9 protein-coding genes are annotated in these 14,745 nt (G+C 58.7%); 2 read left to right on the forward strand and 7 right to left on the reverse strand.

From position 1 onward, the window contains the following. Position 1: 1 nt before the first annotated feature. Genes H7848_RS07780 through xdhA form a run of 6 tightly spaced genes read right to left on the reverse strand, consistent with a single transcriptional unit; the run spans position 2 to position 8,087 of the window. On the reverse strand, positions 2-892 hold the full coding sequence (locus tag H7848_RS07780) for an ABC transporter permease (protein WP_208349732.1): 891 nt from the start codon (positions 890-892) through the stop codon (positions 2-4). Beyond that, the gene (locus tag H7848_RS07785; protein WP_208349734.1) at positions 892-1,977 is read right to left on the reverse strand and encodes an ABC transporter permease; all 1,086 of its coding nucleotides are present in this window, start codon (positions 1,975-1,977) and stop codon (positions 892-894) included. The genes H7848_RS07780 and H7848_RS07785 overlap by 1 nt, the downstream gene beginning before the upstream one ends. After that, complete coding sequence (locus H7848_RS07790) at positions 1,974-3,515, reverse strand: ABC transporter ATP-binding protein (protein ID WP_208349737.1); 1,542 nt, start codon at positions 3,513-3,515, stop codon at positions 1,974-1,976. Before H7848_RS07790 ends, H7848_RS07785 begins: the two co-directional genes overlap by 4 nt. Continuing rightward, positions 3,512-4,441 (reverse strand): xanthine dehydrogenase accessory protein XdhC, encoded by a 930-nt coding sequence (gene xdhC, locus H7848_RS07795; protein WP_208349740.1) that lies wholly within the window; start codon positions 4,439-4,441, stop codon positions 3,512-3,514. Before xdhC ends, H7848_RS07790 begins: the two co-directional genes overlap by 4 nt. Then, the gene (gene xdhB, locus H7848_RS07800; protein ID WP_208349748.1) at positions 4,438-6,735 is read right to left on the reverse strand and encodes a xanthine dehydrogenase molybdopterin binding subunit; all 2,298 of its coding nucleotides are present in this window, start codon (positions 6,733-6,735) and stop codon (positions 4,438-4,440) included. Before xdhB ends, xdhC begins: the two co-directional genes overlap by 4 nt. Next, entirely contained in the window at positions 6,732-8,087 is a 1,356-nt protein-coding gene (gene xdhA, locus H7848_RS07805; protein ID WP_208349750.1) for a xanthine dehydrogenase small subunit, read from the reverse strand. The genes xdhB and xdhA overlap by 4 nt, the downstream gene beginning before the upstream one ends. A gap of 294 nt (positions 8,088-8,381) precedes the next feature. Here xdhA and dnaE point away from each other — a divergent pair, with 294 nt between their 5' ends. Beyond that, positions 8,382-11,828 (forward strand): DNA polymerase III subunit alpha, encoded by a 3,447-nt coding sequence (dnaE, locus tag H7848_RS07810; protein WP_208349753.1) that lies wholly within the window; start codon positions 8,382-8,384, stop codon positions 11,826-11,828. A gap of 385 nt (positions 11,829-12,213) precedes the next feature. Further along, complete coding sequence (locus H7848_RS07815) at positions 12,214-13,143, forward strand: jacalin-like lectin (protein WP_208349755.1); 930 nt, start codon at positions 12,214-12,216, stop codon at positions 13,141-13,143. Positions 13,144-13,457: 314 nt separating this feature from the next. Here H7848_RS07815 and H7848_RS07820 read toward each other — a convergent pair whose 3' ends face one another. Then, positions 13,458-14,633 carry an acetyl-CoA C-acyltransferase family protein gene (locus H7848_RS07820; RefSeq protein ID WP_208349757.1) on the reverse strand — a complete coding sequence of 392 codons (1,176 nt, stop codon included), beginning with the start codon at positions 14,631-14,633 and terminating at the stop codon, positions 13,458-13,460. Between the last annotated feature and the right edge of the window lie 112 nt (positions 14,634-14,745).

The following is a 14,745-nucleotide window of genomic DNA, read 5'->3' on the forward strand; positions in this document are numbered from 1 at the left end:
TCTAGCTTGAGGCATGGAATTTTCGGCCCAACATCGCGGGCGCATTCAGCGTGGCCCGCGTTCGGTCGACCGATATAAGAACAAGCACAAGGATGGTAATCAGATAGCGGCTCATCGATAAATACTCGACTGGGATTTTCACGCCAGCGGCCTGCAGGTTTAGCTGCAGAACGGTAATTCCGCCGAAAAGATAGGCACCCAGTAACACACGCCAGGGCTTCCAGCTGGCAAAGACGACCAGCGCCAGCGCGATCCAGCCCGCGCCCGCGGTCATGCCTTCGGTCCACTGCGGCACACGGATCAGGCTAAGGTAGGCGCCGCCAAGCCCGGCACAGGCCCCGCCAAAGGCAATTGCGGCAATCCGGATGCGCACCACCTTATAGCCAAGCGCATGGGCGGCGTCGTGGTTTTCACCGACCGCCCGCAGGATCAGCCCAAGCCGCGTGGCCCGCAGCGCCCACCAGATCAGCGCCACCAGTCCGATGCCCAGAAACACCATCAGGTCCAGCCCCAGCACCAAATCGCCCGAGCTTGGCGGCCTTTGCCCGATGTACCCTTGCCCGATCAGCGCCGATAGCCCCAACCCGAACAGTGTCAGCGCAAGGCCCGTTGCGACTTGGTTGGACAACAGCACCTGGGTCAGAAACGCGAAGATCAGCGATAATACCGCGCCCCCAAGGGCACCGCCCAGAAACCCAAGCGCGGGTGATCCCGTTTCGATCGCCACCGCAAACCCGCAGATGGCGCCGGTGATCATCATCCCCTCGACCCCCAGATTCAGCACGCCGGTCTTCTCGACCACCAGTTCCCCAAGTGCGGCCAGCAGGATGGGGGTCGACGCCACCATCAGCGACGCGAACAGAACAATGGGATTGATGGCCGATAAATCCATTAGTTAAGACCCTTCTTCCCAACCAAAATCCGATAATCCGTCAGCACATCCATGGCCAATAGAAAGAATAACAGCATGCCCTGAAACGCCAGAATGGCCGCAGCAGGGATGCCCAGCATCAATTGTGCCAGCTCTCCGCCGATGTAGGTCAGCGCCATCAGAAGCCCGGCCAGCAGGATACCGACAGGATGCAGACGGCCAAGGAAGGCCACGATGATCGCGGTGAAACCGTATCCGCTGGCAAAGTCGATATTGATCTGACCCGAGGGGCCCGAGACCTCAAACAATCCCGCCAGCCCCGCCAGAATACCGGAAAACCCAAGGCAGACCGCGATGATCAGATTGGGGTTCACGCCGGCAAAGCGGGCGGCGCGGGGGCTTTGACCGGTCAGCTTGATCTCAAACCCGATGCGGTGGTGGTTCAGCAGGACGTAAGCCACTGCGACGGCGAAGATGGCCGTGACGACGCCCCAATGCGCGCCGGTGCCCGCGATCAGTTCGGGGTTCGCCGCACTTGGATATTGCTGCAGGTTTCGACTGCCGGGAAACCCGCCGCCGTCGGGATTGCGCAGCGCGCCGAAGGATACCGAGGCCAGATAAAGGTCCGCGACATAGACCAGCAACAGCGACACCAGGATTTCGTTCGTGCGGAACGCGATTTTCAGCAGGGCAGGGATCATCGCCCACAAAAATCCGCCCAAAGCCCCGGCGATGACCATCAGCGGAAAGATCAACGCGCTTTCAGTGGGAAAGAACGCCAACCCGACCGCCGCGCCTGCAATGGCGCCCATGATATACTGCCCCTCGGCCCCGATGTTCCAGACGCCCGCGCGAAAGCCAAACGACAGACCGATGGCGATCAGGATCAGCGGTGCGGCTTTGACCAGAATCTGTGGGCGCGAATAGCTGGCGAACTGTTCATTGAACAGTGGATCCCAGAAGATAATGCGGATCGCCTCGACCGGGTCTTTGCCTAATAGCCAGAACATGAACCCACCCGCGATCATGATGGCGACAACGGCCAGCGGGGGCGTCAGATATGTCCAACGCTTTGACGGTTGGCGGCGTTTTTCAAGGCGTATCATTGGGCTGCGGTGCTTTCTTCGGGGGCATGCGCCACTTCCATCCCATGCGCGCCGCCCAGCATCAGGCCAATCTGTTCGACATCCAGGTCCGCCGTTGGTCGCGGTGCGCTTAGCCGCCCTTCGTTCAGGGCCGCAAACCGGTCCGTGATCTCCATCAGTTCGTCCAGATCCTGACTGATCACGATAACCGCAGCGCCTTCTGCCGCCAGATCCAACAGCGCCTGACGGATCGCCGCGGCCGCCTGCGCATCGACGCCCCAGGTCGGTTGGTTCACGACCAGAACCAGCGGATTTTGCAGGATCTCACGCCCGATGACGAATTTCTGCAGGTTTCCGCCCGACAGAGATCGCGCCGCATTCGCAGCATTGGGCGTGCGAACGTCGAACCGATCAATGATCTGATCGGCAAATCTACGTGCTTTATTCCAATTCAGAAAGCCGTTCTCTTCCAGCGCCTTACGGACTTTTCCGCTGAGCAGGGCATTTTCGGTCAGGGTCATGTCTGGGGCGGCGGCATGGCCCAGTCGTTCTTCGGGTGCGGCCAAAAGACCGAGGCGTCGCCGCTTGTTCGGCCCAAGATGCCCTATAGGGCGGTTGCCAAGCCGGATCGCGTCGGGATTAACCTGCATTTCGCCCGACATCGCGGCCAGCAGTTCGTCCTGACCATTGCCTGCCACCCCACCGATACCAAGGATTTCACCCTGCCAAAGCTGAAATGAGACATCGCGCAGCCGCGTGCCAAAAGGCGATACGGCGCGGGACGTCAGACGGTTTACGGTCAAAGCGACCTGATCGGTGGCATGGCTGACCTTTTCCGGCACATGCAGACGGCTGCCCACCATCATCTCGGCCATGTCGCGGGCCGCAGTCTGGCGCGGATCACAGGTCCCAACATTCTGCCCGCCGCGCAGGATCGTGGCCGTGTCACACAGCGCGCGAATTTCCTCAAGCTTATGGCTGATATAAAGGATCGAGGTGCCCTGGTCACGCAGCAGACGCAGTGTGGCAAACAGAATATCGACCTCTTGCGGGGTCAGAACGCTGGTGGGTTCATCCATGATCAACAGCTTGGGGTCCTGCAGCAGGCATCGAATGATCTCAACCCGTTGCCGTTCGCCCGCCGACAGATCGCCCACTGTGCGATGCGGGTCCAGCGGCAGGCCGTAGTCCTGACTGACGGTGGTGATCCGATCCGACAACTGGCGCATGGGGGGCGGATTTTCCATGCCAAGGGCGATGTTTTCAGCGACGGTCAGGGCCTCAAACAGACTGAAGTGCTGGAACACCATCGCCACGCCCGCGGCGCGCGCAGCCCTTGGTTCAGCCGGGGCATAGGGTTTGCCGCGCAGCTGCATCTGACCCGCGTCCGGCTTGACCAGCCCGTAAATCATCTTGACCAGCGTCGACTTGCCCGCCCCGTTTTCCCCAAGCAGCGCGTGCACCTCGCCCGCGTCGATCTGAAAAGATACGTTATCGTTGGCGATCACGCCGGGGTAGGCCTTGGTCAGGCCGTCAATCTTTATAAGCGTTCCCGTCACCCCGTGCGTTCCCGAATGGCAGCTGTCTTTTGCGGCTGTAGTAGCGCAGCGGCAACGCCCACTGCAATGGCGTGCGGGTGTTTTCCAAGGCCTGGATCACCGATGGGGCAGGTAATACGCGCGATGGATGTGTCAGTGTGCCCAAGGTCGCGCAAACGGGACCGAAACCGCGCCCATTTGGTGGCCGATCCGATCAGTCCGGCAAAGCGGAAATCATGCAGCAGCAGCCGGTGACACAGCTCAAGATCAATGGTGTGAGAGTATGTCAGGATGAAATGTTCAGCACCCGTGGCCGCATGTGGGACAAGTGCGGACAGGTCGGCGGCAGGCACAGTTGTGACGCCGTGGTGCCCCTTGGGGAAACGCTCTGGCCCCGTATCCGCCCACGTGATCTTCAGATCGGGCAGGGGGGCCAGCACATCAACCAAAGCGCGCCCCACATGCCCCGCGCCCCAGATCCATATATCGCGTGCGGGGCGCAGGACGGGTTCAACCATCCAACTATCGGTCATATGCGGGGTCAGCGGCTGTGAACTGTTGCGCGCGGTGGCCAGCATTCGTTGCACCGACAGGGGCATATCGCCGGGGCCACGCGCGATGATATCGTCTGGCAGATCAGCCAGCCGTGCAGCATCATAGACCTCGGTCAGCAGTGTCACCGCCCCGCCGCAACACTGTCCAAGGGCGGGGCCAAGGGGATGTTTTGTAACCTGATCCTGACGTAATATCAGCAGCTTACGCGCCATTTTTATCGCTTCAAACTCCAGCGCACCGCCGCCAATCGTTCCGCTTTGCCCGTCTGCCCACACCAGCATCGCCGCCCCGACCTCACGCGGGGTCGAGCCGTTGATATCGGCCACAACAACGCGCGCAACAGTACCGTGTTCTGAGACGGCCTGACCTAGTCCACACAGATCAAAGCTCATGCGTGCACCCGATTGACTGCTGCCAAGATCCGCTCGGCTGTTGCGGGTGCATCCAGCGCCGGATAGTCCGCACCGCAGGCGGCCACCGCATCCGACAGCGCCAGAAAGGCGGAAATCCCCAGCATGAACGGCGGCTCACCCACGGCTTTGGACCGATAGATTGTCTCTTCCCGGTTCTGACCATCCCACAAAGCCACATTGAAGATATCGGGTCTGTCCGAGCACGCCGGGATTTTATAGGTTGATGGCGCATGGGTGCGCAGCCGCCCTTTGTCGTCCCAGACCAGTTCTTCGGTGGTCAGCCAGCCAGCGCCCTGAACATAGCCGCCTTCAATCTGCCCGATGTCCAACGCGGGGTTCAGAGAAGCGCCGCAGTCATGCAGAATATCCGCGCGCAAAATGCGGTTTTCGCCGGTCAGCGTGTCGATCACCACCTCGGTCACCGCCGCGCCATAGGCGAAATAGAAGAACGGCCGCCCATAGCCCTTGATCCTGTCCCATTGCAATTTCGGCGTTTTATAGAACCCCGTGGCCGACAGGCTGACGCGGTTCTGATAGGTCAGTGCTGCGGCCTCGGCAAAGCTGAGACGGTCCGCGCCGACCTCAACATGACCATCCCGAAACACGACTTTAGCCGGATCGGCCTGATGCAATTCCGCCAGGCAACGCGCCATCCGGTCGCGGATTTCGTCACAGGCGATCTTCACAGCCATCCCGTTCAGGTCCGACCCAGACGACGCCGCCGTGGCCGAGGTATTGGGCACCTTCCCCGTATCCGTTGCCGTGATCTTGACCGCCGCCAAGGGCACGCCGAACCTGTCGGCTGCGACCTGCGCGACCTTCTGAAACAGCCCTTGGCCCATCTCGGTCCCGCCATGGTTCAAGTGGATCGACCCGTCCTGATACACATGCACCAAAGCGCCCGCCTGGTTTAGATGGGTCAGGGTAAAGCTGATCCCAAACTTCACGGGCGTCAGCGCAATTCCTTTTTTTAACAAAGGGTTACGGGCATTCCATTCAGCAACCGCCGCCCGCCGCGCGTGATAATCCGAAGATACCTCTAACGCCTCAACCATCTCATGCAGAATGAAATCCGTCACCTCCATTCCATAATGCGTGGTGTGCGGCTTTATTGTTCTCGAAATACTCCCGCCGGAGGCATAAAAGTTACGACGCCGAACCTCCAACCCATCCCGCCCCAGAAAATGCGCGATATGATCCAGCACGCGTTCGATGCCGACCATTCCCTGCGGCCCACCGAACCCGCGAAAAGCCGTCGCAGACTGCGTATGCGTCTTCAGCCGGTGCGAGGTGACGCGTGCAGTGGGCAGATGATAGGCATTATCGGCATGCAGCATCGCGCGGTCGGCGACGGGCAGGGACAGATCCTGCGCCCATCCGCAGCGCATAAGGTGAGTAAAATCGACGCCCGCAATCCGCCCCTCATCGTCAAACCCGACGTGGTAGTTGATCCGCAGATCATGCCGCTTGCCGGTAACCATCATGTCGTCATCGCGGTCATAGCGCATCTTGCAGGGGCGGCCCGTGGCCCGCGCGGCAACAGCGCAAGCAACGGCTAAAGCATTGCCCTGACTTTCTTTTCCACCAAAGCCACCGCCCATCCGGCGGACCTCAACCCGGACGCTGTGCATGGGCTGACCGATGGCTTCGGCCACCTTATGCTGAATTTCCGTGGGATGCTGGGTTGAGGAATGGACGATCATATCGCCCCCCTCTTGCGGCAGCGCCACTGCCGCCTGGCCCTCAAGGTAAAAATGTTCCTGACCGCCGACCTCGATACTGCCCCGCACCTGATGCGGGGCCTCGGATATCGCCCGTTCAACGTCACCCTTCGCATAGATGCGCGGGCCGTCCTCGAACCGGCTGTTCGCGGCCATGGCGTCGTCAATCGTCAGGATCGCGGGGCGTTCGTCATAGGTGATTTCCCCCAAGCGCGCCGCCTTTCGTGCGGCAAGGTAACTTTCTGCAATGACAAGAAAAATCGGCTGACCCAGATAAAAGATTTCGCCTTTTGACAGCAGTGGTTCGTCATGGGCCGAGGGCGAGACATCATTATCAAACGGCAGGTCATCTGCGGTCAAAACGGCCAGTACGCCGGGGGCCTGACGCACCGGGTCAAGGTCGATTTCGGTAATGATGCCATGGGCGATATCAGACAAGCCGAACACTAGATGCAGACAGTGCGCAGGCGTCGGAATGTCATCAACATAGCGCGCCTGACCGGTGACGTGCAGGTGTGCTGCATCATGCGGCAGGGGTTTGGCGACGGTCATGGCTGGACCTCTAGCACCGATGTCTTTTCACCAATACTTTCAAGATAATAGCGCATCAGCATGTTTTCGGCAGTTTGAAGGCGATACACCGCCGAGGCGCGCATATCAGACAAGGGTTGGAAATCTTTTGAAAAAACAGTTTGAGCGGTCTTGATCGTTTCCTTGGACCATGTCTGACCTATCAGGGTCTGTTCCACATGGCTTGCACGTTTCGGGATGCCGGCCATGCCGCCAAAGGCGATGCGCGCGGCTGTTACATGATTGTTTTCAATGGAGATATTGAAACAGCCACAGACGGCCGAAATATCCTGATCGAAGCGCTTGCTGAGTTTGTAGCATTTTAGATGATTGGGCTGGTGAGGGATACTGACAGCTTCGACAAATTCACCAGGTGCGCTGTCTTGTTTGCCGTAGTCGATGAAGAAATCCTCAATGTTTATAACGCGTTGCATGTCACCGTGGCGCAGATGCAGCTTGGCATCCAGCGCGATCAACGCGGGCGGGTTATCCCCGATGGGTGAGCCATTGGCGATATTCCCGCCGATGGTCGCAGCGTTTCGAACCTGGGTTGAGCCATAGCGGCGGATCAGTTCGGCGTATGAGGGGAAATGGTCACTGGCCCATTCAAGAACCTGTGTCATCGTGCATCCAGCTCCGATGTGTGTGTGATCTTTTGCAATATCAATGCGTTGCAGGTCGTTGCAGCGATGAAGAAAGGCGACGGGGGCCAGATCACGAAGCTGCTTTGTGACCCAAAGACCGACGTCTGTCGCACCTGCGATCAGGGTGGCGTCGGGATGGTCGGCGTACCACGCGGCTAGTTCATCGGTGTTTTCGGGAAGATGTGCATTTTGCACATTTTCCAGCGGTGTGTCGATCATCCAATCCGGTACTGGTTCGGACGCCGCGGCTTTGGCCGCACGGATGATCGGCGCGTAGCCGGTGCAGCGACACAGGTTGCCCGCCAGTTGATCGTCAAAGTCAGACCGTTTTTTCATGTGCGCGCAGGCCATGCTGACGACAAAGCCGGGGGTGCAGAAGCCGCATTGCGATCCGTGGTGGTCAATCATGGCTTGTTGCACAGGGTGCAATTTACCGCCGGGGCCTGAGATGCCTTCGACCGTGCGAACGGCTTTTCCGTGCAGTTGTGGCAGGAAAAGAATGCAGGCATTCAGGGTTTTGGGGCCGTCATCATCGGTGACGATCACCGTGCAGGCGCCGCAGTCGCCTTCGTTGCAGCCTTCTTTCGTCCCGGTCAGACCGCGGTCCTCGCGCAGCCAGTCGAGCAGGGTGCGGGTCGGCGGCGCGTCCACCTGCACTGTCTCTCCGTTCAGAAGAAACGTAATTGTCATCGAAGAAAACCCGCCGCCTTACCGAATTATAATTACACAGCGCGCGCTCGATGCGGCGTAGAACGCAGGGCACTGTTTTGTGTCACCCGCTAGAAAAGCGCATATTGGTCGGGGTTTGCAAGTGTGCTGATGCCCGGGGAACGTATTTTTGTGGCATCTGTTTAAAAATTGTGCGCGCTGTCGCGCGCGCTACTTCTGGCACTGCGTGCGATTTGGGGCTCTGCCCCAAACCCCGGAGTACTTAAGGAACAATAATGGGTTTTGGTTTTTCGGGTGCAGGTTTAGGGTGCGTCTATGACAGATAGCCCCCGATTCATTCACCTGCGTGTTCACACTGAATATTCCCTGTTGGAGGGGGCAGTACCTGTTAAGAAGCTGCCGGGACTGTGTGGCGATGCAGGCATGCCCGCCGTGGCGGTCACAGATACGAACAACATGTTCTGCGCACTGGAGTTTTCCGAAGGTGCAGCCAAGGCCGGGGTGCAGCCGATTTTGGGGTGTCAAGTGAATGTGGCCTATGATCCGGCCGCACCCGGGGAAAAGCCGCGCGATCCGGCGGCGGTTGTATTGTTGGTGCAGTCCGAGCGTGGGTATGAGTGCCTGATGAAGCTGAACTCCTGTCTGTATCTTGATAAGGGCGGTCAGCTGCCTCAGGTCACTTTGGATGAATTGGCGCAATACTCGGATGGTGTGATTTGCCTGTCGGGTGGGGCGGATGGACCTGTTGGGCGGTTCTTGCGGAATGGGCAGCAGGCCCGCGCGCAGGCCTTGATGACTCAGTTGGCAGGGATTTATGGCGACAGGCTTTATATCGAATTACAGCGGCATCCGGGGGAAAACGGCTTGCCCGAGGCCGAGGCGCAGACTGAGCGTGGGTTTGTCGAGATGGCCTATGCGATGGAGTTGCCGCTGGTCGCGACGAATGATGTCTATTTTCCGCGGCCCGAGATTTACGAGGCCCATGATGCGCTGATCTGTATTGCTGAAGGCGCCTATGTCGATCAACAGGAACCGCGCAGGCGTTTGACACCGCAGCATTATTTCAAATCGCCCGAGGAGATGGCGGCGCTTTTCGCTGATCTGCCCGAGGCGCTGGAGAACACCGTTGAAATTGCGCGCCGCTGCGCATTCAAGGCCTATACACGTGATCCGATCTTGCCGAAATTCGCCGATGATGAGGTTGAGGAACTGCGCAGGCAGGCGCAGCAGGGGCTGAAGGACCGTCTGGCCGTGATCCCCCATGCGGCACCGGTTGAGGACTATGAGAAGCGGCTGGAGTTTGAGCTGGGCATTATCGAGGGCATGGGCTTTCCCGGCTATTTCCTGATCGTTGCGGATTTTATCAAATGGGCCAAGGAAAAGGACATCCCCGTGGGGCCGGGGCGCGGGTCAGGCGCGGGGTCTTTGGTGGCCTATGCGCTGACGATCACCGATCTTGATCCCCTGCGCTATAGCCTTCTGTTTGAACGGTTTTTGAACCCCGAGCGGGTCTCGATGCCCGACTTTGATATCGACTTCTGTATGGACCGACGCGAGGAAGTGATCCGCTATGTGCAGGAAAAATACGGGCGCGATAAAGTAGGGCAGATCATCACCTTTGGTGCGCTGTTGTCCAAGGCCGCGGTGCGCGATGTGGGGCGCGTGTTGCAGATGCCCTATGGGCAGGTGGATCGCCTGTCGAAGATGATCCCGGTTGAGGGCGTCAAACCCGTCAGTATCGAAAAAGCCTTGGCCGATGAACCACGCCTGCGGGAAGAGGCGAAGGCGGAAGAGGTTGTCGAGCGACTGTTGACCTATGGCCAGCAGATCGAGGGGCTGCTGCGCAATGCCTCGACCCACGCCGCAGGAGTGGTGATCGGCGACCGGCCACTGGATGCGCTGGTGCCGCTGTATCAGGATCCGCGGTCCGATATGCCAGCCACGCAGTTCAATATGAAATGGGTCGAACAGGCGGGGTTGGTGAAGTTCGACTTTCTGGGTCTTAAGACTTTAACTGTGATCCAGAACGCATTGGATTTGCTGAAAAAGCGCGGGGTTGAGATCGATATAGGCGCGATCGATCTGGAGGATGAGAAAAGCTATGAGCTTTACTCGAAGGCCAAGACGGTTGCGGTGTTTCAGGTGGAAAGCTCAGGCATGATGGATGCGCTGAAGCGGATGAAACCCACCTGCATCGAGGATATCGTGGCGCTGGTGGCGCTTTACCGGCCCGGTCCGATGGAAAATATTCCGCAGTATTGCGACGTGAAGAACGGCAAGGCCGACCGTGAACGGCTGCATCCGTCGATTGACCATATTCTGGACGAAACGCAAGGGATCATCGTTTATCAGGAACAGGTGATGCAGATCGCGCAGGAAATGGCGGGATATTCCCTGGGCGGTGCGGACCTGCTGCGGCGCGCGATGGGTAAGAAGATCCAAGAGGCGATGGATGCCGAGCGACCCAAGTTCCTGGCAGGCGCTGCGGAAAACGGCGTCGACAAGGACAAGGCGCTTGAGGTGTGGAACCTGCTGGACAAGTTCGCCAACTATGGTTTCAACAAGTCGCATGCTGCGGCCTATGCGGTGGTCAGTTACCAGACCGCCTGGCTGAAGGCGAATTATCCGGTTGAGTTCATGGCGGGCGTCATGAACTGCGATATCCATCTGACCGACAAGCTGAATGTCTATTTTCAAGAGGTGAAAAAAGGCCTTGGACTGCCCTATGTGCCGCCCTGCGTGAACCGGTCGCAGGCGCTGTTCACGGTGGATGACGGCAAACTGGTCTATGCCCTGGGCGCGCTGAAGAATGTGGGGGTTGAGGCGATGCGGCTGGTCACGGACGCGCGCGGTGACAAGCCCTTTGTGACTCTGTTTGATTTTGCGCGACGGGTGGATCTTAAACGCGTGGGCAAGCGCCCGCTTGAGATGCTGGCGCGGGCTGGGGGCTTTGATCAGCTTGATCCAAACCGGCGGCGGGTTTTTGAAAGCCTGGATGCATTGGTGAATTATTCAACGGCGATCCATGATCAACGTAATTCCAGTCAGGTCAGCCTGTTCGGCGATGCGGGCGATGACCTGCCGGAACCACGTCTGTCACCGGTGGGTGACTGGTTGCCTGCGGAACGGTTGGGCGAAGAATTCAAGGCGATCGGCTTCTACCTGTCGGGTCATCCGCTGGACGACTACATGGTGTCGCTGAAACGCAAGGGTGTGTTGACGCTGGATGACGTGACCGCCAAGGCCGAACAGGGCGCCTTTGTCGCCAAAATGGCGGGGACTGTGTCGGGCCGTCAGGAACGCAAATCGGCCCGCGGGAACCGCTTTGCCTTTGTGCAGCTGTCCGACCCGACGGGCGGGTACGAGGTAACGGTGTTTTCCGACACGCTGGAAGCCGCGCGCGAACATCTGGAAACCGGCAACAAGGTTCTGATCACGGCCGAGGCGACGATGGAGGGCGATCAGCTAAAACTGCTCTGCCGCGGCGCACAACCCGTTGACGCCGCAATTGCGGGCAGTGCGGCCAGCGGTCTGAAGATATTCGTCGACAATCAGGATGCGATCGGGCCGGTGTCCAATGTGTTGCAACAGGCGGCCGAGACTGTGAAATCAGGTGGCAAAGGCCCGATTGTATTCTGCCTGATGGACCCAGACCTGCCGGGCGAGGTCGAGATGGCCCTTAAAAAGGATTTCCCTGTGAACCCCCAAATCAAAGGCGCGATCAAATCGCTAGACGGCGTGGTGCTGGTGGAGGAGGTTTGATGCGCACGGGTGGCACGGTCACAAGCAAATAATATTATTGTATTCGAACAGGTGAGATAACGCCCTTTCAACTGGCTGCAGTTAAACAATGAAAATGCGGACAAAGTGAATTTGGGAATGTTCGGTATGAACGACCGCTTTATGCGCTGCTAGATTATGGCGAAAAACATCTTTGGAAAGCGCAGCTTCACCGCATTTGAAAATACCATAGTAAAATTACGAAAGCAGAACTTAAGCTGTGGCGCTTACGCCTTTTAATTGCGCGCGCAAAAACTTTTTTCACCACAGCGAGAATAAACCACTGCCCTGCCGCGTAACTCCACCACAAGGCCGGGACAACGATGTCTTGGTCAAGTTCAACACACTGAAAAAAGGAGATACTGTAATGTCTATTGTAACAAAACCAATTGGTGGAGATGGCGGGAAATCTTTCGATATTGAAGCCGTTCGCACGATCGGATTTCGCTCGGGCAACCGTGTCGACGCACTTGTCCTGAATGGCAAGCGCAACGGCGGCGGCGGTGGCCGGGAAAGCAAGGTCCTTGAGATGCAGGGCGATGAGTATATCGATCACATGGAAATCTGGTCGGGTCGCTACAAGAACCGGTCGACGCGCATCCACAAGATCTTTCTGCGCACAAGCCGGGGCCGCACGCTGACGGTGGGCAAGGAATCCGGCACAAAGACCACGCTGACTGGTATGCGCGTTCTGGGTCTTGGCGGCAAAAGCGGTGACGAACTGGACAAGCTGCGGGTGCGCTACATCAAGGATTACACGCCCTCGGACGTCATTGACCAAGGTGCCCTGGCCATCATCGGCGTGATCCCGCAGGGGCAGACCACGGAAACCTTCGTGTCCAGCCGGGTGTCGAAACTGTCGGCCTCCAGCCTGTTTCTTGAGATCGTGTCAACCATCGAAAGCACGACTGAGAGCGGCGGTGTAGCGGGTGAATTCACCGCCAAGGCCAGCACGACCTTTGGCTTGTCGGTGACCACATCAAGCGAGTTCCGCGAAGAGATCGAGACCGAAACCGTGGAAAGCGAGCGCATCACCTATGCACCGCCGGCAGGCCACGTGGGCCTCGAGGTCATTCAGATCGACGTCTTCAAGGCAAGTGATGGCACAATCTGGCAGTTCCCCGTATCCGAGCCGTCGATTGTCTCGACCCCGGTGGACAGCACCCCGGCGCTTTTTGCCAATGTCTATGACATGACCGGGACGCTCAGCCTGAACTTCCCAGCACTTGCGCAAGAGCGTGTTGAGAAAAACGGTCAGGACTACTATGCGCTACGGGCTATAACCGCAGCGGCCTGATCAAATCCAACCTAGCTGAGGGGCGTAGATTTCCTCTCAACACTTAACTTAACCATAACTTCCGCAGAAAGGCTTTTCTTTAAAGGAGCCTGCTGCGGAAGTCTCGCTTTGTTTCAGTAGGCCGATGATTTGCTTTGCGTTGAGGTAAGGTCACCAGGATATTTTGAGACAACCACATGTGCCAACATGGCTCGTTCCGGACTTTCGCCGTGCGTTCTTCGACATGTCGCTTTTGCGATTTTGTTGAATTGCAAACTCTCTTGCAAAAAATCTTTGGTGGGCCAGTCACAAGGCTTTAGGGCTGGCCCATACTCTTACAACCTCTCAATCGCCAGTGCGATGCCCTGGCCGCCGCCGATGCACATGGTGATCAGGGCTTTGTTGCCACCCGTACGTTCCAGTTCATACATCGCTTTGACGGTGATTATAGCACCGGTGGCGCCGACGGGGTGGCCCAGGGCGATGGCGCCGCCGTTTGGGTTTACCTTGGCCGCATCAAGGCCCAGTTCCTGCGATACGGCCAGGGCCTGGGACGCGAAGGCCTCGTTCGACTCGATCACGTCGAAATCGTCAGCGGTCAGGCCGGTGCGGTCCAGCAGGTTGCGCACGGCGGGGACGGGGCCGATGCCCATGACCTCGGGGCGCACACCGGCGTGAGCATAGCCCAGAATGCGGAATTTCGGGGTCAGACCGGCGGCTTGCGCGGCCTCGGCCCGGGCCAGCACAATCGCAGCCGCCCCGTCGTTGATACCCGAGGCATTGCCAGCGGTCACCGTGCCGTCTTTCTGGAACACAGGGCGCAGACCGGCCAGTTGTTCGGGGGACGTGGCCTTGGGGTGTTCGTCGACCTCAAACGCCACGGTGTCGCGTTTCACGCGGACCTCGACCGGGGCGATTTGGTCTTTGAAATGCCCCGCTTCGATCGCCTTGGCGGCGCGCGTCTGGCTTTCCATCGCGAAATCATCCTGCGCCTGCCGCGTGATCTGGTGTTCGGCGGCGACGTTTTCGGCTGTGACGCCCATGTGACCCGTGCCAAATGGGCAGTTGAGTGCGCCCAGCATCATGTCCAGCGTCTTGATGTCACCCATCTTGGCACCCCACCGCTGGTCCGGGATGATAAAGGGCGACCGGCTCATGTTTTCGGCCCCGCCTGCCAGTCCAAAATCGGCGTCCCCCAGCATAAGGCTTTGAATAACAGACACAATTGCCTGAACACCCGACCCGCACAGGCGGTTGACATTCATCGCGGGCACGGTTTCTGGCACACCCGCCTGCATCGCTGCAACACGCGAAAGATACATATCGCGCGGCTGGGTATTGATCACATGACCGAAGGACACATGGCCGATCTGGCCACCCTCGACCCCCGCACGATCCAGCGCGGCTTTTGCAGCGACAGTGCCCAGGTCAATCGGCGGTGTGCCGGCCAATGCGCCGCCAAAGGTGCCAATGGCCGTGCGGGCCCCGGATAAGATGACGATATCGCTCATGTTCAACCTCCCTTCGTTTCATGTCACTATGTCTATTCCATCGGCGCAACGCAGCTATGACGTTTCGTCACTCGGATGCTCTGTTTTCGTCATATCAGGTCGTTTATAGCGC

The organism is Pseudaestuariivita rosea (assembly GCF_017592335.1).
Lineage (GTDB): Bacteria > Pseudomonadota > Alphaproteobacteria > Rhodobacterales > Rhodobacteraceae > Parasulfitobacter > Parasulfitobacter rosea.